At 57.5% G+C, this 17,475-nt stretch carries 18 protein-coding genes; 11 read left to right on the plus strand and 7 right to left on the minus strand.

The window, feature by feature from the left end:
* Positions 1-29 precede the first annotated feature (29 nt).
* From speB (ASD8599_RS11405) to ASD8599_RS11415, 3 genes are read right to left on the minus strand one after another with little or no spacing between them, the layout of a single operon-like run.
* Positions 30-977, minus strand: a complete 948-nt coding sequence (gene speB / locus ASD8599_RS11405) for an agmatinase (protein ID WP_108828648.1) — start codon at positions 975-977, stop codon at positions 30-32.
* Complete coding sequence (gene speB, locus ASD8599_RS11410; RefSeq protein WP_108828649.1) at positions 967-1,935, minus strand: agmatinase; 969 nt, start codon at positions 1,933-1,935, stop codon at positions 967-969. The genes speB (ASD8599_RS11405) and speB (ASD8599_RS11410) overlap by 11 nt, the downstream gene beginning before the upstream one ends.
* Positions 1,936-1,939: 4 nt before the next feature.
* Positions 1,940-3,106: a M20 aminoacylase family protein gene (locus ASD8599_RS11415; RefSeq protein WP_108828650.1), complete on the minus strand. Its 1,167-nt coding sequence runs from the start codon at positions 3,104-3,106 to the stop codon at positions 1,940-1,942.
* A gap of 63 nt (positions 3,107-3,169) precedes the next feature.
* Here ASD8599_RS11415 and mazG point away from each other — a divergent pair, with 63 nt between their 5' ends.
* The 5 genes from mazG (at position 3,170) to ASD8599_RS11440 (ending at position 7,435) form a co-directional block, all read left to right on the plus strand.
* Complete coding sequence (gene mazG, locus ASD8599_RS11420; RefSeq protein WP_108828651.1) at positions 3,170-3,994, plus strand: nucleoside triphosphate pyrophosphohydrolase; 825 nt, start codon at positions 3,170-3,172, stop codon at positions 3,992-3,994.
* Positions 3,995-4,097: 103 nt separating this feature from the next.
* Complete coding sequence (locus ASD8599_RS11425) at positions 4,098-5,039, plus strand: nucleoside hydrolase (RefSeq protein ID WP_108828652.1); 942 nt, start codon at positions 4,098-4,100, stop codon at positions 5,037-5,039.
* Positions 5,036-5,548, plus strand: a complete 513-nt coding sequence (locus ASD8599_RS11430; RefSeq protein ID WP_108828653.1) for a GrpB family protein — start codon at positions 5,036-5,038, stop codon at positions 5,546-5,548. The genes ASD8599_RS11425 and ASD8599_RS11430 overlap by 4 nt, the downstream gene beginning before the upstream one ends.
* A complete protein-coding gene (locus ASD8599_RS11435; RefSeq protein ID WP_108828654.1) occupies positions 5,545-5,994 on the plus strand; it encodes a GNAT family N-acetyltransferase in 450 nt (149 codons plus the stop codon). Before ASD8599_RS11430 ends, ASD8599_RS11435 begins: the two co-directional genes overlap by 4 nt.
* Positions 5,995-6,019: 25 nt before the next feature.
* Positions 6,020-7,435: a protein adenylyltransferase SelO gene (locus ASD8599_RS11440; protein WP_108828655.1), complete on the plus strand. Its 1,416-nt coding sequence runs from the start codon at positions 6,020-6,022 to the stop codon at positions 7,433-7,435.
* A 59-nt stretch (positions 7,436-7,494) separates the two neighbouring features.
* Here ASD8599_RS11440 and ASD8599_RS11445 read toward each other — a convergent pair whose 3' ends face one another.
* Positions 7,495-8,370, minus strand: a complete 876-nt coding sequence (locus ASD8599_RS11445) for a DMT family transporter (protein WP_108830145.1) — start codon at positions 8,368-8,370, stop codon at positions 7,495-7,497.
* 186 nt (positions 8,371-8,556) lie between these two features.
* Here ASD8599_RS11445 and ASD8599_RS11450 point away from each other — a divergent pair, with 186 nt between their 5' ends.
* Positions 8,557-9,414 (plus strand): DUF533 domain-containing protein, encoded by an 858-nt coding sequence (locus tag ASD8599_RS11450; RefSeq protein ID WP_108828656.1) that lies wholly within the window; start codon positions 8,557-8,559, stop codon positions 9,412-9,414.
* A gap of 307 nt (positions 9,415-9,721) precedes the next feature.
* Here ASD8599_RS11450 and ASD8599_RS11455 read toward each other — a convergent pair whose 3' ends face one another.
* Both ASD8599_RS11455 and ASD8599_RS11460 read right to left on the minus strand, forming a co-directional pair.
* The gene (locus ASD8599_RS11455) at positions 9,722-10,717 is read right to left on the minus strand and encodes a hypothetical protein (protein WP_146188217.1); all 996 of its coding nucleotides are present in this window, start codon (positions 10,715-10,717) and stop codon (positions 9,722-9,724) included.
* A gap of 99 nt (positions 10,718-10,816) precedes the next feature.
* A complete protein-coding gene (locus ASD8599_RS11460) occupies positions 10,817-12,127 on the minus strand; it encodes a DEAD/DEAH box helicase (RefSeq protein WP_108828658.1) in 1,311 nt (436 codons plus the stop codon).
* A 346-nt stretch (positions 12,128-12,473) separates the two neighbouring features.
* On the opposite strand from ASD8599_RS11460, the gene ASD8599_RS11465 reads away from it, so the two are divergent.
* The 5 genes from ASD8599_RS11465 (at position 12,474) to ASD8599_RS11485 (ending at position 16,372) form a co-directional block, all read left to right on the plus strand.
* The gene (locus ASD8599_RS11465; RefSeq protein ID WP_108828659.1) at positions 12,474-12,884 is read left to right on the plus strand and encodes a Fur family transcriptional regulator; all 411 of its coding nucleotides are present in this window, start codon (positions 12,474-12,476) and stop codon (positions 12,882-12,884) included.
* Positions 12,885-12,949: 65 nt separating this feature from the next.
* Positions 12,950-13,531, plus strand: a complete 582-nt coding sequence (locus ASD8599_RS11470) for a chemotaxis protein CheB (RefSeq protein ID WP_108828660.1) — start codon at positions 12,950-12,952, stop codon at positions 13,529-13,531.
* Positions 13,532-13,667: 136 nt separating this feature from the next.
* Positions 13,668-14,537: a DMT family transporter gene (locus ASD8599_RS11475; protein WP_108828661.1), complete on the plus strand. Its 870-nt coding sequence runs from the start codon at positions 13,668-13,670 to the stop codon at positions 14,535-14,537.
* Positions 14,538-14,591: 54 nt separating this feature from the next.
* The gene (gene eno / locus ASD8599_RS11480; protein WP_108828662.1) at positions 14,592-15,866 is read left to right on the plus strand and encodes a phosphopyruvate hydratase; all 1,275 of its coding nucleotides are present in this window, start codon (positions 14,592-14,594) and stop codon (positions 15,864-15,866) included.
* The gene (locus ASD8599_RS11485) at positions 15,863-16,372 is read left to right on the plus strand and encodes a GNAT family N-acetyltransferase (RefSeq protein WP_108828663.1); all 510 of its coding nucleotides are present in this window, start codon (positions 15,863-15,865) and stop codon (positions 16,370-16,372) included. The genes eno and ASD8599_RS11485 overlap by 4 nt, the downstream gene beginning before the upstream one ends.
* Here the strand turns inward: ASD8599_RS11485 and ASD8599_RS11490 are convergent.
* The gene (locus ASD8599_RS11490; protein ID WP_108828664.1) at positions 16,360-17,433 is read right to left on the minus strand and encodes an NAD(P)/FAD-dependent oxidoreductase; all 1,074 of its coding nucleotides are present in this window, start codon (positions 17,431-17,433) and stop codon (positions 16,360-16,362) included. The two genes, ASD8599_RS11485 and ASD8599_RS11490, sit on opposite strands and share 13 nt — an antisense overlap.
* Positions 17,434-17,475: the final 42 nt, after the last annotated feature.

Below are 17,475 nucleotides of genomic sequence, written 5' to 3' on the forward strand. Positions count from 1 at the left end.
TTGCTTTCGTCACATCATCAAAATCGGCATTATCGGTAGGCCACCCCGGGCAAAATGCACAGCATTTCGTACAGAATGTTGGCCCCGACCAGCGCCGTATTTCCAGACGTGTCATAGGGCGGCGATACCTCAACAAGGTCGCAGCCCACAACACTGACGCCACGCAACGCACGAATAAGTTGCATGGCTTGCGGTGTGGTTAGCCCACCAATTTCTGGCGTTCCGGTACCGGGGGCGTAGGCCGGGTCAAGGCTGTCGATGTCATAGGTGATGTATGTGGGCACATCCCCGATATCGCGCCGGATTTCAGCGCCCAAAGTGTCCAGTGGACGATGCCACAGTTCGTGGCTGGGGAATTGTTGAAAGCCCCACCGTGCCGCTTCTTTGAAATCATCTGCACCGTACCCTGTGCCGCGCAGGCCGACTTGGTACGTCTTTTCAGGAACGATCAACCCCTCTTCATAGGCGCGGCGGAACACCGTGCCGTGGGTTTCCTTTTCACCAAACATTTCGTCGTTCACATCCGCATGGGCGTCCACATGCACCAAGGCCACAGGCCCGTGCCGTTTGGCCATCGCCCGCAGGATGGGTAAAGTGATTGAATGATCGCCCCCGATGGCCATAGGCATCGCATCGTAGTTTAAGATCGCATCGTAACTATCTTGAATAATGCGCAAACTGTCACTTAGGGAAAATGTATTGATCGCCAGATCGCCAATGTCCGCCACTTGTAGGCTGTCAAAGGGCGCGGCCCCCGTTTGCATATGATAAGGCCGCAACATCGCACTTTGGCTGCGCACTTCCTTGGGGCCAAAGCGCGTGCCGGACCGCCATGAGGTACCGATGTCCATGGGAATGCCCAAAACCGCCACATCAAGACCTTTCAGGTCGTTGACCGCTGGCAGACGCATAAATGTGTTAGGACCAGAAAAACGGGCCAGCGCATTGCCACTGATCGGTTGATTTTTATCCGCCATTGCGCAGTCTCCATCCCAGCAGGCAACACAGCTCTGTTGCGACATGGGCGCCCGCAATCGCCGTGGCCCCCGTTGTATCAAAAGGCGGGGACACTTCCACCACGTCACCGCCTTTGATGTTGATGCCCGCCAATTCACGCAACAGTCGCGCCGCCTGTGCGCTGCTGAGCCCCCCCCAAACAGGGGTTCCTGTGCCGGGCGCAAAGGCGGGGTCCAATCCGTCTATATCAAAGGTCAGATAGACAGGATGGTCGCCCACGATACTACGCGCGCGTCGCGCGGTTTCCACGGGGCCGATGTCATGCACGGTGGCCGCGTCGATGATGTTGACGCCCAATGTGTCTTCGTTCGTGGTGCGAATGCCGATCTGCACCGACCGCGCAGGGTCCACTAGCCCCATTTTCACGGCTTTGTAAAACATCGTGCCGTGATCGACGCGGTCCATATTATCATCCGCCCAGGTGTCGGTATGCGCATCGATTTGGATCAGTGACATGGGACCGTATTTGGCGGCATAGGCCTTCAGGATCGGAAAACTGATGTAATGATCACCGCCCAAGGTCACAGATGCTGTATCCGTCGCCAGAATGCCCGCGATATGATCGGTCAAGGCCGCAGGAAAGGCAGGAATATTGGCGTAATCAAACGCCAGATCGCCATAGTCCACGATGGCCATTTCACAAAGCACATCAAAGGGCCAGCCGTAGGGCGCATCAGGGGCTTGCAGCGCAGAGGCTTCGCGGATTGCGCGCGGCCCAAGCCGTGTGCCGGGGCGGTTGGTGACCGCTTGGTCGAACGGCACACCTGTCACAGCGATGTCGGCGTGGGTCAGGTCCTTGGTATAGCGCCGACGCAGAAACGACAGCGCCCCACCAAAGGTGTTTTCATTGGTCAGCCCTTTTAGGTCATCGCGGGTAAACCCATGATCTACTTGACTTTTTGCATCTTCCAATCCCATGACGTTATCCCGCCACCGGTTGCGCCGTTTCCACCAGCCGCGCAAAGAAGGACGCACCGACAGGGGCCACTTCATCGTTGAAATTGTATTCGGGGTGGTGCAGCGATGCGCTTTTGCCTTGGCCCAAAAACAGGTACGCGCCCGGGCGGGCCTCAAGCATGTAGGAAAAATCTTCAGACCCCATGACGGGTTCCACATTGTCCAAAACCGCGTCCGCGCCCACAACATTCCGCGCCACGTCTGTGGCCAGCGCCACGCCCACTTCTGTGTTCACAGTGGGCGGGTAGCCGCGGTGGTACACAAAATCGACTGTGCAGCCAAAGCTGGCGGCCTGACCTTCGGCAATCTCACGCAGGCGGCGTTCGGCCATGTCGCGGATCTCGGGATCGAAGGTGCGCACGGTGCAATTCATGTAGGCCGTGTCAGGGATGACGTTTTCCACCGAACCGGTGTGGATTTGCGTCAGCGAAATGACCAGCTGCTTGAACGCGTCCATGTTACGGCTGGAAATCGTCTGGATCGCTTGGCCGATGGAACAGGCCGCGACCACAGGATCTATGGCGTCGTGGGGGTTGGCGCCGTGCCCGCCCTGCCCCTGAATGGTAATATGCACCGAATCCGCAGCCGCCATCAGAGGGCCGGACGTCGTCATAAACTGGCCCACCGGAAAATCGGGCGCATTGTGCACGCCGTAGACCTGCGCGATGTCAAAGGTGTCCATAATGCCTTCCTCGACCATGGCTTCGGCCCCGCCGGTGGCTTCTTCATCGGGCTGGAAAATCAATGCAACACGGCCCGAGAAATTGCGTGTCTCGGCCAGATATTTGGCGGCGCCCAGCAACATGGTGGTGTGCCCGTCGTGACCGCAGGCATGCATCCGGCCGTCGTGGGTGGATGCATAATCCAGCCCCGTGGCCTCGACGATGGGCAAGCCGTCCATGTCTGCCCGCAACCCGATTGTCGGCCCCGGTCCCTGCCCTTCGATAATCGCCACAACACCCGTTGTCGCAAATCCTTCGTGAATGTCAGTGATCCCGAATTCACGCAGCTTTTCCACAACAAACGCTGCCGTCTTGTGACACTCGCGCCCCAATTCGGGAATGGTGTGCAAGTGCTGCCGCCACGCGGCCATGTCTTCGGCAAAGCCTGCTATACGATTAACGATGGCCATGGGTGGACTCCTTTGCCCTGAATAAGGTTTGGTGCATCCAAACCGAAACCGCAGGGGGCTGCAATGGAAGATGCACTAATCCACGACCAGAATGCGGGCATCGACCGTCTGCTTGAGATCATGCGCCGCCTGCGTGACCCTGCCACAGGTTGTCCTTGGGACATCGAGCAGACCTTTGACACCATTGCCCCTTACACGATTGAGGAAGCCTATGAGGTGGCCGACGCGATCGAGCGCGGCGATTGGGCGGATCTGGAAGGCGAATTGGGCGATTTGCTGCTCCAATCGGTCTATCACACCGCCATCGGCGAAGAACTGGGACATTTCAGCTTTCAATCGGTGGTCCGCAACATCAGCGACAAGATGGTGGCGCGACATCCCCATGTCTTCGGCGACGAATCACGCGACAAGTCCGCCGAACAACAAACTCGCGACTGGGAGGCGATAAAAGCCGCAGAACGCGCTGGAAAAGCGCAAGGCGGGACGCTGGATGGTGTTGCCGTCGGCCTGCCAGCACTTTTGCGAGCGTTCAAACTGCAAAAACGTGCCGCCCGTGTTGGCTTTGATTGGCCCAGCACCGATCAGGTGATCGATAAAATACAAGAGGAAGCCGCAGAACTCGTCGAAGCACGCGATACGCTGACCCACGCAGAAGTCACCGAGGAATTTGGTGATCTGATGTTTGTCATGGCCAACCTTGGCCGTCATTTAGGCGTAGAACCAGAAGCCGCCTTACGGGCCGCCAATGCCAAATTCACGCGCCGCTTTGAAGGCGTAGAGGCCGCCCTTGCCCAAAAAGGCAAAACCCCACAAGACAGCGATCTGCAGGAAATGGACGCGGCGTGGAATGACGTTAAACGCGCCGAGAAAGCCAACCGCCCCACCTGATCTGCCAAACGCTACCCACAATACCCGTCACCGCGATGTGTCTGGACAACCCCGAACCGGCTTGCGACAGTCCGCGCCACAGCACAAAAGGCCAAAACACCACATGCCCCCTCGCAAGATTATCATCGACACGGATCCCGGTCAGGACGACGCCGTCGCTATTTTACTGGCCCTCGCCAGCCCCGAAGACCTTGAAGTCTTGGGCATCACTGCCGTCGCAGGCAATGTGCCACTTGATCTGACCCAGAAAAATGCCCGCAAAATTTGCGAACTGGCGGGCAAAACGGATGTGCCTGTTTATGTGGGCTGTGATCGCCCGTTGGGCCGCGACCTTGTAACGGCGGAACACGTGCACGGGCAAACCGGTCTTGACGGTCCGGACCTGCCAGATCCCGCGATGCCCCTGCAAGACCAACACGCGGTTGATTTCATCATCGACACCCTCAGAACCGAAGCACCCGGCACCGTGACGCTTTGCCCGTTGGGGCCGCTGACAAACATCGCCACCGCCTTTGAAAAAGCCCCCGACATTGCCCAGCGCGTGCAACAGATTGTGCTGATGGGGGGCGCATATTTTGAAGTCGGCAACATCACCCCAACTGCCGAATTCAACATCTACGTTGACCCGCAAGCGGCTGATATTGTGTTTAAAAGCGGCGTGGACATTGTGGTTATGCCCCTTGATGTCACACACAAAGCCCTTGTGACCAAACCGCGCAACGACGCATTTCGCGCCCTTGGCACCCCTTGCGGTGTCGCGGTTGCGCAAATGACCGACTTTTTTGAACGCTTCGACAAGGAAAAATACGGATCTGCGGCCGCCCCGTTACACGATCCGTGTGTGACGGCCTATCTGATACGCCCCGATATTTTCAGTGGCCGAAAGGTCAATGTGGTGGTGGAAACACAATCCGAGCTGACGATGGGCATGACGGTGACCGACTGGTGGGGTGTAACGGACCGCCCCCCAAACGCGCTGTTCATCGGAGACCTTGATGCCGATGCTTTCTTCGCGCTTTTGACGACGCGTTTGGCGCGTCTGTGACCATTCTTGTTGCGCCAGACCCAAACTGGCCTGCTGTTGCGCAAGCGCTGTGCGATGAATGGCGGGCTTTGAAACTTGTGGGTTTACAAACCATTCACCACATCGGGTCGACCTCTGTGCCGGGGTTGCCTGCGAAACCGGTGATTGATCTGATGCCGATCTTTGACACGCAGCCTCATGCAGCCGAAGCAGCAGATGCCGTGACATCATTGGGCTATGAATGGATGGGCGCTTTTGGCCTTGAAGGGCGGCACTATGCCCGCCGTGACGATCCGGTCACTGGCGCTCGGCAAGTTCAGGCCCATTGTTACCCTCAAGACCACAAAGACATTGCACGCCACCTCGCCTTCCGCGATGCCTTGCGCGACAACGGCATTTTACGCGCCGTCTACACCCGCGAAAAAGCCAGATGTGCTGCCCTGCATCCGGGTGACACACACAGCTACGGCGATTGCAAATCCGACTGGATAAAAAAGGCCGAAGCCAAAGCATTGGAACACTACGTATGAGCGCGGCCCTGACCCTTGCGACCCCCGAGCATCTTGACCGTTTGATGATCCTGGTTGCCGCCTTTCACGCCGAAGAAGGCATCGCGCAATCCGACGATATGCGCCGCGCGGGTCTTGCCCCTTTGCTGGACGGTATTCCCCACGGCGTGGTTTACCTGATTGGCCCCCCCAGGGCCGCGATCGGTTATATCGTGATCACCTTTGGCTGGTCGGTCGAGTTTGGCGGCTTGGACGGTTTCATCGATGAGCTCTATATTCGCCCCGGCGTGCGCAAACGCGGCATCGCCTCCGAAACGCTTCTAAGTTTGCCGCGTGCGCTTGCAGGCGCCGGACTAAAGGCCTTGCACCTTGAAGTTGATCAAACAAATGAAACCGCCCAGCGTCTTTACGCCCGTGCAGGATTTGCGTTGCGACCCAATTATCACCTTATGACACGACGCTTCTGACCTATTTCACCCAAAGGCTAGGCCCATGACCCTGAGAATTCCCTTCGACAACAGCTTTGCGGGCCTGCCAAACACCTTTTACAGTGCGCAAAATCCGACGCCCGTCAGTGCCCCCTATATGATTGCGTTTAACGAAAGCCTTGCACAGCTTTTGCGGGTTCAGCCGGGGGATCTCGCGGATATGGCGCAGATCTTTGCTGGCAATGTAGTGCCTGACGGGGCCGCCCCCCTTGCACAGCTTTATGCCGGACACCAGTTTGGCAATTACAATCCACAGCTTGGCGATGGCCGCGCGGTGCTGCTGGGGGAAACCGTCGGCACGGACGGGATACGACGCGACATCCAGCTTAAGGGATCAGGACCCACGCCCTACAGCCGTATGGGCGATGGGCGCGCATGGTTGGGGCCAGTGCTGCGTGAATACGTGATCTCGGAAGCAATGCATGCTATGGGCATTCCGACAACACGCGCTTTGGCCGCCGTGGGTACCGGAGACACCGTTTACCGTGATACCGGCGCAATGCCTGGGGCGGTGTTGACCCGTGTGGCCCAAAGCCATTTGCGAGTGGGCAGTTTTCAGGTTTTTGCGCATCGCGGGCAGATCGCGCCTTTGACGCAACTGACAAATTACGCCATCGCCCGGCACTATCCGGAAGCAGACGGGCCGATGGGGCTGCTACAAGCGGTATGTGACGCGCAGGCGGCACTTATTCCTGCTTGGATGTCTGTGGGCTTCATCCACGGTGTCATGAATACCGACAACTGCACCATCTCAGGGGAAACCATCGACTATGGCCCCTGCGCCTTCATGGACAGTTTCGATCAGGGGCGTGTGTTCAGCTCCATCGATGCTCAAGGGCGGTATGCCTATGGCAACCAACCGGGGATCGCGGTGTGGAACATGGCACAATTTGCAACGGCGCTTTTGCAACAGATGGACAACAAAGAAGCGGCATTGGAGCAGGCCACAGCGATTGTGCACGCGATGCCGGACCGGATCGAAGCACAGTGGCTCACCCGTTTTGGCCAGAAGATCGGCTTGGTGGGCGCAAAAACCGAAGACCGTGTACTAATCGACGATCTTCTGGCCTTGATGCAAAAAGATGGAGCGGATTTCACCAACACCTTTGCAGCACTTGGCACGGACACCGCACGGGACCAATTTGTGGACCGCGACGGTTTTGATGCTTGGGAAAAAGATTGGATGGCGCGTTTGCAATCCGAAGCCGATGCACAAACAACAATGGCGCGGTGCAACCCCCAGGTCATTCCCCGCAACCACCGCATTGAAGACATGATTTCCCACGCAGTTGCAGGCGACTACGAACCGCTTGAACGACTGAACAAAGCCCTGAAGACGCCCTACACATCCACGGACCCTGATCTGCACAGCGCCCCGACGACACAGCAAATCGTGCCGGCGACGTTCTGCGGCACGTAACGCTTCTTTTCGCTAAAAATATCCCGGGAACGCGCGAACAGCGCGGGGGGCAGCGCCCCCTACCGCCGGTTGATCAAGAATATTCCGGCAGCGACCAGACCCAAAGCGGCCCAAATTTGCACCCCCACCTGTTCGTCCAGAACCAACCACCCAAGGATCACGGCAAACACCGGCGACAAAAAGCTGAACGACGCCACCGTGTTCGCGGGATAAACAGACATAAGCCAGAACCACGCCAAAAACCCCAAGCTGGCAACGGCAATGATCTGATAGGCAAGCCCCACGAGGTGAATGGGCGCTATGTCGCGCACCAACGGCCCGAACAAGGGCGCCAGAAGCAGCAAAATGGGCGCGGATACGATCAGTTGCCAATACAGTTGTTGGGCAGGCGGGACTTTGGCCAATGGCGTCAAACGGACGCCCAGCGCGATTGCAGCCCAACACATCGCCGCAAACAGCGCCAACGCATCGCCCAACCAGCTGACCTGAACCTGATCGCGTTCAAAAATCGCCAGCACCACACCTGACATTGCCAAAAGCAACCCCAACGCCCGTTTGCCCGTCAAAGCTTCGCCCGGCAACAACACATGGGCGCCAAGTGCCAACCAGACAGGCATGGAATAGAAAATAATGGAAACACGCGACACAGTGGACAAATCGATGGCCGTGAAAAGTGCGGTGAACTCTGCGGCGAACAACACACCCGACAAGACCCCCGCCCATAGGGTCACCATCGACAACCGCAGCGAAACACCACGCCACCACATCCAAAGCGTCAGCACCATCACCGCGCCAACAGATCGAAGTCCGGCTGCAAAAACCGGCTCTAACCCGCCATTTGTGACTTTAACCACCACCTGATTCACCGCCAAATTCAAGGCGAATGCGGTCAAGGCAATCGTGCCAAACTGATCGAGATGCGCTTTGCGTTCCATGGGCGCAGCAAGCGGCAGGACCGAAACAAAGTCAATCACTTGCCGGATCAAAGCTGCACATGGTGGCCGACGGGGTGCGCCGCCGCAGATGTCTCAAAAACACTCTGGGACAGGCATTTGTGTGCATAAGCTGCAAAATCTGCCAAATTAACCCAAACGAATCCAATTTACACAGGGAACACTGTCATGAGTCTGATGAAAACACTGGCCCAAGTCGCTATCGGCGTCGCTGCATCCAAAAAAGCCAAACCTGCGGCCGCGCAAGCCGGCAGTGGTGGTCTTGCCGGACTATTGGGCGGATTGTCAGGCGGCGGCGGTGGTGGTGGTGCTGCAGATCTGCTGGGCGGGCTTCTGGGTGGCGGTGGTCAAACAGCGGCCAGTGCTGGCGGTGGTGTTCAGGACTTGCTGGGCGGATTACTGGGCGGCACACAACAAGCTGCGGGCGGTCTTTCAGGCGGTTTGGGCGGTCTGCTGGACAGCCTTGGTGGTGGCGCGAACAACAGTTCTGGCGGGGGCCTGTCCGATGTCTTGGGCGGTCTGGCAGGGGCCGCAGGCGCCGGTGGGCTTCTGGGCGGACTGGCAGGCGCCTTGGGCAACAAGCCCGCCACCAGCAACGACAGCTTCGGCTCTGTGCTGAATTCGGCATTTTCGCAAACACCAGAACCTGAAATTGAACCCTCTGCCGATCAGGAAGCCGCAGCAGCATTGATGCTGCGCGCCATGATCCAAGCTGCAAAATGCGACGGGAATTTTGACGACGCCGAACGCGACGCGCTTTTGGGTCAGTTGGGCGAAGAGGTCGACACCGAAGAAGCCGCTTTTGTGCAATCAGAAATGCAATCACCCGTCGATGTGAACGGTTTGGCGTCGCAGGTGCCCGCCGGCATGGAAGAACAGATTTACGCGGTCTCTGTTCTTGGCATTGATTTGGACAGCCAAGCCGAAGCGCAATATCTGGATCAGCTGAGCAACGCGCTGAACGTGACCCCTCAGACGGTTAACCAAATTCACGAAAAGCTCGGAGAGCCTGCGCTTTACACCTGACACCACATCAACTTGCATAGGGTCAGGACCCATTAATTCTGCGCCGTCAGTTTGACAGATTTTTTCGCTGACAAGAAGCATCTTGTGCAAGAATAGTGGTTCTATTTCAAACAGATGTGACGCAGTCAGCGGGAAAATCCGTCAAACCCAGAGGGCGACGATTTCACTTCATTTCAGCGTCGTGGAACGCTTGCAAATAGAACTACTATTTGCGGCACGCCCCAAACCACTGAAATCTTGTGAAATTGCCGCTGACGGCGCAGAATTAATGGGTCCTGACCCTAGCCTACACACCAAAACGTGCGGGCTATGCGTGCCACTGTGTCAAGATATCTTGTGCCACAGCGCTTGACCCGCCGTAGCTTACAATGCGCACGTCCAGTCCGCTGTCTGCAACACATGCCAACCCCTGCAGCACCGCATCCACAATCCAATCCGCGCGATTGCCAAATGCGCCCCCACCCAGAAGTGTCAAAAACACAAGATTATTGCCCGTGAGCGCCGCATTTTGCACCGCCAAACGCAAAGTCGCCTCATATGCGCCTTTCAAGACCAGTCGCGCAAAAATCGACCACGCCACATCGGGGTCTGCGCAATAGGACACAGGCAATGCGCTGCAATAGATTTGGGTGACAGAATGTCCTGCACCGCCCAGTGTCACTTCGACGTTTGCGTGATGCCCCACAGCCAAAGCCCCAAGCAGCGCATGTTGCTTTTGATCGTCCATCGCGGTCAAAACCGCGTTCAACCTGTCCAAACCACCGGGTTTCGGGATCATATAGCCGTTCACCATATCCCAATAACCGTGGCGGGTGTTGTCCAGTGCGGCGTCAATCCCCGACAACCCGTTCAACTGTCTGCTTTCGGTTTGTCCCAATACCCCACACCCGTCCACGTCTACAAAGTAGTTGCGAAAAATCGTGCCTGCGCCACAGGCAATTGCGCAAGCCGGTCCTTGGGTATGGTCGTGTTCGTAAATGCCCACACCCTGTTCCGGCGAGACCCGAGGCGACACCATTTCCAGCATGTTGAACTGCGAAGCCACTTGAAACACAGCCCCCGCATTGGCGGGGTCTGTGTGCAACGCTTGAACGTCTGCCACAACTTCACGCACCCTCAGCGGGCCTGTGGCACGTATTGGCGCCTGTTGTACCTTTGAAAGACGCGGCATGGTCAAGTGCCCTGCCCCATAATGCTGACCATTGGGCGCGCACATCAGTTTGTCTGCTTGCATGTGCAAATGCTTTTGCACTTGCGCATGGGATTCTGTCGCAAGTCCGGTCAGCCGCGTCATCCAAGTCATATCAAACCCCACAAAAGCAAAAACCGCGCCCATTTGTCAGGGCGCGGTCCAGTTTAGATCAGTCCCTGGCAAAAAGCGAAGGACATGCAGGGCAACCTATCAAGCCTTGGGGGCTGGCTTGCGCCGACGACGATTGCCACCACCGGGCTTGCCCGCACCACCACCCGAATGTCCTGCACCGCCGCCGGGTTTGCCGCGCCCGCCACTGCGATGCCCGCCCGGTTTGTCACCGGGGCGTCCGCCACGCCCGCGTTGTTTGGGCTTTTCTTCTTCAGAAGGCTCCCATGCCCGACCAGAGGCCACGGGGATCGGTTTCCCGATAGTTTTCTGAATGTCGCGCAATTCCTTGACCTCGTCAGGGGCACAGAATGCCACCGCGGCACCGTCTTTGCCAGCCCGCGCAGTCCGGCCGATGCGGTGGACATAGTTGTCTGGCACATTGGGCAGTTCGTAGTTGTAAACATGTTTGACGTCTGGAATATCCAAGCCCCGCGCTGCTACATCTGTGGCCACCAGCACTTTGATCGTACCTGCCTTGAAGGCCGCAATCGCACGGTCGCGTTGGCCTTGGGATTTGTTGCCGTGAATGGAGCCTGCTGCAAATCCAGCCTTTTCCAGATTGCGCGACAGCTTTTCCATGCCATGTTTTGTGCGGCCAAATACCAAAGCGCGTTCGTCTTTGTGGGCGCTGAGCAACTCAATCAGCAGCTTGGATTTTTCAGCCTTGGCGATGTAGTGCAATTCCTGCGTGACTTTATCTGCCACCTTGCCCGGAGGTGACACTTCCACGCGAATTGGCGATTTCAGATAGCTGTTGGCGATTTCGTTCATCTGTTTGGGCATGGTTGCCGAAAACAGCATGGTCTGGCGATCTTCAGGCAACATGGACGAAATCTTGCGCAGCGCGTGGATAAAGCCCAAGTCCAGCATCTGGTCGGCCTCGTCCAAGACCAAAAAGACCGTTTCATCCAAAAGCAATGCGCGGCGGTCCATCAGGTCGATCAAACGGCCCGGTGTCGCAACCAACAGGTCAATGCCCTTTTCCAAACGCTTGATTTGCGCGTTGATGGATTGGCCGCCCACCACAATGGCGGTTTTGATGGCGGTTTTCTGCGTCAGCGCCTGCAATTGTTCGGCAATCTGCGTGGCCAGTTCACGGGTTGGTGCCAAAACCAGCCCCCGCACTGTTTTGGGGTCGGGCTTTTGGCCGTATTCCAACATTTGGGCCACCAAGGGCACACCAAAGGCCAGTGTTTTACCGGTGCCGGTTTGTGCCAGCCCCATCACGTCACGGCCGTTCAGCCCGTGTGGAATGGCTTGTTTCTGGATCGGTGTGGGTTCTTTGATACCCATCGCTTCAATCCGTGCCACCAGTTTCGGTGGCAGGTTCATCATGTCAAAATCGCTCATATCAGTCCTATCGCGGCTCTGATCATCTCAGGCCACAGCGTTCTTGGGTGCCGCAGCAACATCACGCCATTGCACCAAACGTACAAAGGCGGCCACCACGGGGTCGGCCCCACGCGTGATTTTGGGAACATCGGCGTTGCTGCTGTTTCATCAGGACCGTTTTGGTCCGTCATCGAGGCGGATAGACCCGCTCTTACTTGCACTGCTCACGCGGCAGACAGCATCGCTTGGGGGGCAGATGCGCCTTTGCACACAATAAGTCAACCCGCAGCCCATTGCCCACTGGCCCCTGTGCGCAAAGGTCGCTACATTGAAGAACCACGATCCGAACACGAGACGCCAGCCCATGCGCCAATCCATCATTCAGCGTTGCGAAGCCAAAGGGCTGCGCATGACAGCACCTCGCCGCGTCATAGCCCAAGTGTTGCAAGACAGCGACGATCACCCTGATGTAGAAGAACTCTATGCCCGTGCAAACGCCATAGACGCCGGCATTTCAATCGCCACAGTCTACCGCACCGTGAAACTGTTTGAAGAAGCGAACATTCTCGATAAGCTGGAATTCGGCGACGGGCGTGCGCGCTATGAAGACGCCGAACGCGAACATCACGACCATCTGATTGATATGAACTCGGGCGAAGTTATCGAATTTGTGGACCCCGACATCGAAGAACTGCAAGAACGCATCGCCAAGAAACTTGGCTATGAGCTGCGCGGCCATCGGTTGGAATTGTTTGGTGTGCCGATAAAAAAGTAACGCGGTGGCACAGGCGGCATTTTGTGCCGCAGGGTTTATGTTTTCGCATCTGAAAGGAGCCCACCGTGCAAGACACGTCTGCCGATCTGAAAAATGTTGTCGCTATTGGTGCATCTGCAGGGGGCGTCCGCGCCATTTGTGACCTGATAAAAGAGCGGCCGGCCCATTTGGATGCCCCCATTGTTATTGCGGTTCACAGTTTGCCCGATTCCCAATTGACCGAAGTTCTGCAAGCCATCACCCCCCTGCCTGTAAAAAAGGTTGAAGATGGCGACGTGTTACAAAACGGCTGTATTCATGTTGTGCCTGGCGCAAAACATGTCTTTTTTCAAAACGGTGCGTTGAAGCTGTCGCAATTGGTGCATGATTCCGGTTTTCGCCCGTCGATTGATGCATTGTTCATGACCATGGCAGCAGAATACGGCGACCGGGCGGTGGCTGTTGTTTTGTCAGGCACGCTCAAAGATGGAATGCGCGGCGCACAGGTGATCTTTGACGTGGGCGGGCGTACCATCGTTCAGGACCCCCGCGAAGCTGCATTTGACGGCATGCCCAACAGCATCATTTTCAACGATCACCCGGAAAAAGTACTGCCTGCCGCAGACCTTGGCAGATGGTTGACGCAAGAACTGGGCGAAACCGAATAGGCGCGGAGCACTGCGTTAAGACACCCGCAGGTGCGGCGCGGATTGCCGTGCCCCTTATGACGGTCTGCTTTGATATTGGCCTCGACTTCCCCAACGTTCACTGACACCTGTGCGGCACACGGGCAAAGGACGCATCATGGACAATTTACGCGGGGCTGGCATCATGGTGCTGGCGATGCTTGGCTTCGCCATCGAAGACATGTTCATCAAACTTCTGGCAGGCAGCCTGCCTATTGGCCAGATCATCGGCTTGATGGCCACAGGCGGCGCGATTATCTATGCGATCATCTGCCGCCAAATGGGCCTTGCGATTGTGTCACGCGACATGCTGACCGCCCCTGTGCTGATCCGCAACTTTGGCGAGTTGTTCGGTACCGTGGGGTTTGTGACCGCGATTGCCCTGACCCCTATTTCAACCGCCTCGGCCATTTTGCAGGCCACCCCCTTGGTTGTCACACTTGGGGCGGCTGTGTTTTTGGGCGAAAAAGTCGGCTGGCGGCGCTGGTCTGCCATTCTGGTGGGGTTTGTTGGCGTCATGTTGATCATCCGCCCCGGCATGGAGGGCTTTGATTACCTGTCTCTCTTCACTCTGCAAGGCGTGCTGGGACTTGCCATCCGCGACATCGCCACGCGGCGCATCCCCAAATCCATGTCGTCCATGCAACTTAGCTTTTTGGCCTTTGTGGTGCTGATCCCTGCCGCGCTGATCTTGCAAAGTGTAAACGATACGTGGTGGGTTGCGCCCTCGCCCACAGGCTGGCTTTTGGTGGGATGTTCGATTGTGATCGGTGTGATTGCCTATTACGGGATTGTCGCCGCAATGCGTGTGGGCGAAGTCAGCTTCGTGACCCCCTTTCGCTACAGCCGTTTGTTGTTTGCATTGGTTGTCGGGTTCTTTGTGTTTCAAGAACGCCCCGATGCGCTGACATTGTTGGGGTCGGTGATCATCGTCGCTTCGGGCATCTATACCGTCTGGCGCGAACGCCGCGTCAAAACCACACTTTAACCTTAGCGTCAGGGCTTGTAGAAGGCGCATATCAGCCACCAAAGGACACGCATCATGAGCACCATCATCGACATTCACGCCCGCGAAATTCTGGACAGCCGGGGCAACCCAACGGTCGAAGTCGATGTGATCTTGGAAGATGGCACAATGGGGCGTGCTGCGGTGCCTTCGGGCGCATCGACCGGCGCCTATGAGGCCGTGGAAAAGCGCGATGGCGACAAAGCACGCTACATGGGCAAAGGCGTGTTGGAAGCCTGTGCCGCCGTCAACGGCGAAATCGCCGAAGCGCTTGTAGGCATCGAGGCCGTCGAGCAAGTCGAAATCGATCAGGCGATGATCGAACTGGACGGCACCGACAACAAAAGCCGCCTTGGGGCCAATGCAATTCTTGGCGTGTCGCTGGCCACGGCCAAAGCCGCCGCCGATTACTGTGCCCAACCGCTTTATCGTTACGTGGGCGGCACGTCGGCGCGCATGTTGCCTGTGCCGATGATGAACATCATCAATGGCGGTGAACACGCCGACAACCCCATCGATATTCAGGAATTCATGATCATGCCGGTCGCGGCCGAAAACATCCGCGACGCCGTGCGCATGGGCGCCGAAGTGTTCCACACGCTGAAAGGCGAGTTGTCTGCGGCGGGCCTGTCCACGGGCATCGGCGACGAAGGCGGGTTTGCACCCAACATCAGCTCGACTCGCGATGCGCTGGATTTCGTTCTGAAATCCATCGAAAAAGCAGGCTACAAACCGGGCGAGGACATGTATCTGGCCCTCGATTGTGCGGCTACCGAATACTACAAGGACGGCGCGTATGTTTTCGCAGGCGAAGGCAAGACCCTGTCATCGGAGGAAAACGTCGACTATCTGGCGGCGCTTGTGGCGGATTATCCTATCATTTCCATCGAAGACGGCATGTCCGAGGACGACTGGGACGGCTGGAAGGCCCTGACCGAGCGTTTGGGCGACAAAGTGCAACTGGTGGGCGACGATCTGTTCGTGACAAATCCGGCGCGCCTCGCCGAAGGTATCAAACGCGGCAGCGCCAATTCCATGCTGGTCAAGGTCAACCAGATCGGCACCCTGACGGAAACCCTGCAAGCCGTTGATATGGCCCACCGCGCAGGCTTCACCAACGTCATGAGCCACCGCTCTGGCGAGACCGAAGACGCTACAATCGCAGACCTTGCAGTCGCCACCAACTGCGGTCAGATCAAAACCGGATCGCTGGCACGTTCGGACCGGTTGGCGAAATACAACCAGTTGATCCGCATCGAAGAGGCCTTGGGTGAAACCGCAGACTACGCGGGCCGTTCCATCCTGAAATGACCTTGCGCATCCGGTCTGCGCAATTGCCCGAAGACGCGACGGCCCTTGCCACTTTGGCTTGGGCCTACCGCGACTTGTTGATCGGGCGCACAGGTCACGTGCCTGACATGGTGGAACGCTACTATTCCAAGACATCTTATGCGGCCCTGATCGCCGACTTGCCCCGCATCCATGCGCGTCCTTTGGGTGACATTCTGGTCGCGGATCTGGACGGAGATGTGGTTGGCTGTGCGATGTACTATCCACACCCGTCCGGCCCATGCGAAGTCAAACGTATCTATGTGTCTGACGCCGCACGCGGATTGGGGGCTGGCGGGCTATTGCTACAGGCTGCAATGGCCGCAGCAAAAGCCGAAGGACACACCCGCATGGTTTTGGATACAGTGCACACATTGACCGAAGCCATTGCCTTATATGAAAAAAATGGTTTCCAACCCTGTGACCCGTTTTATGATCCCGACCCCGCGTTCGCAAACACATTGCGGTTCTTCGATCACGCGCTTTGAAAGCGATCCGGACGGTAAGGCGCAATCAGATCAGCCTGCGCGTTGGTCAAAGGCTGTTCCAGTACCTCTTGCGCCAGAATTTGCGCCACGATTGGCGCCAACGTCACACCCGAGTGCATGACTGACGTGAACACGCCGTCTGCACCGCAGGCCCCCACCACTGGCAATCCGTCTTGCGGCACAGGTCGCATGGCAAGGTTGGCTTCTTCCCAATCAAGTGCGACATCTGGCAATATCTTTTGCAAACGGGCGCAGGCTTGCGTTGCAAGATCGGCTGGCGTGGCGTCGATCGCGCTGCTTTGATCCGCCTGATGCGCCACAGCCGCTGGCATCACGATACGCCCATCGGGACATTGCCGAAACTCACCAATCGGCGCCACGCAGACGTGCGACACCACGCGTGGCAAAGGGCGCGTGTGAAAAATAACGCCGGGACGGCGCAACATCGGCAGGTTGACCCCCATGGGCGACAAAAGATCGGGGCTTGCCGTGCCTGCGGCAACCACAACTTTATCCGCTTTCAAGACGCCACCCGCAATGCGCACCCCGGTGGCACGTCCCTGCGATGTTTCGATGGCCTCCACAGCACATCCCATAACGCGCCGCGCACCGCTGGCCTGTAACAATGCGTGGGTCATGGCCGTCGCGTCTGCAGCCGCCTCTGCCTGAAAGAACAACGCGCGATCCGGTGCTTTGATATGCGGTTCCATTGCGGCAATCTGCTTGGATGACAAAATGTCAGCCGCATAGCCGAGATCCACCAAAGCCTGCGCCTGTGCATCCAGCGCCGCCCCTTGATCTTCCCAGCACAAACATCCCGAAAACGTCACGGGCAACGCAAGGTCGCTGCAAAGCTTGCGGTAAGCGTCGATACCAGCCGCCCGCAGCCGAAAATGATCTGTGTCATGAAAAAAGTTGGCGTTGATCCAGCCGAACGACCGGCCAGAGGCTGCAGCCGCAGGCCCGCTTGCATCCACAACCGTGACGCGCGCCCCCGCCTGCGCGACCGAATATGCCAGACTGGCCCCGATGATCCCGGCGCCGATGATGACCACATGCATAGAAGTCCCCTTGGAAGTCCTTTGCGATACCTTTACGCTTTG

This window comes from Ascidiaceihabitans donghaensis (assembly GCF_900302465.1).
Taxonomy (GTDB): Bacteria; Pseudomonadota; Alphaproteobacteria; order Rhodobacterales; family Rhodobacteraceae; genus Ascidiaceihabitans; species Ascidiaceihabitans donghaensis.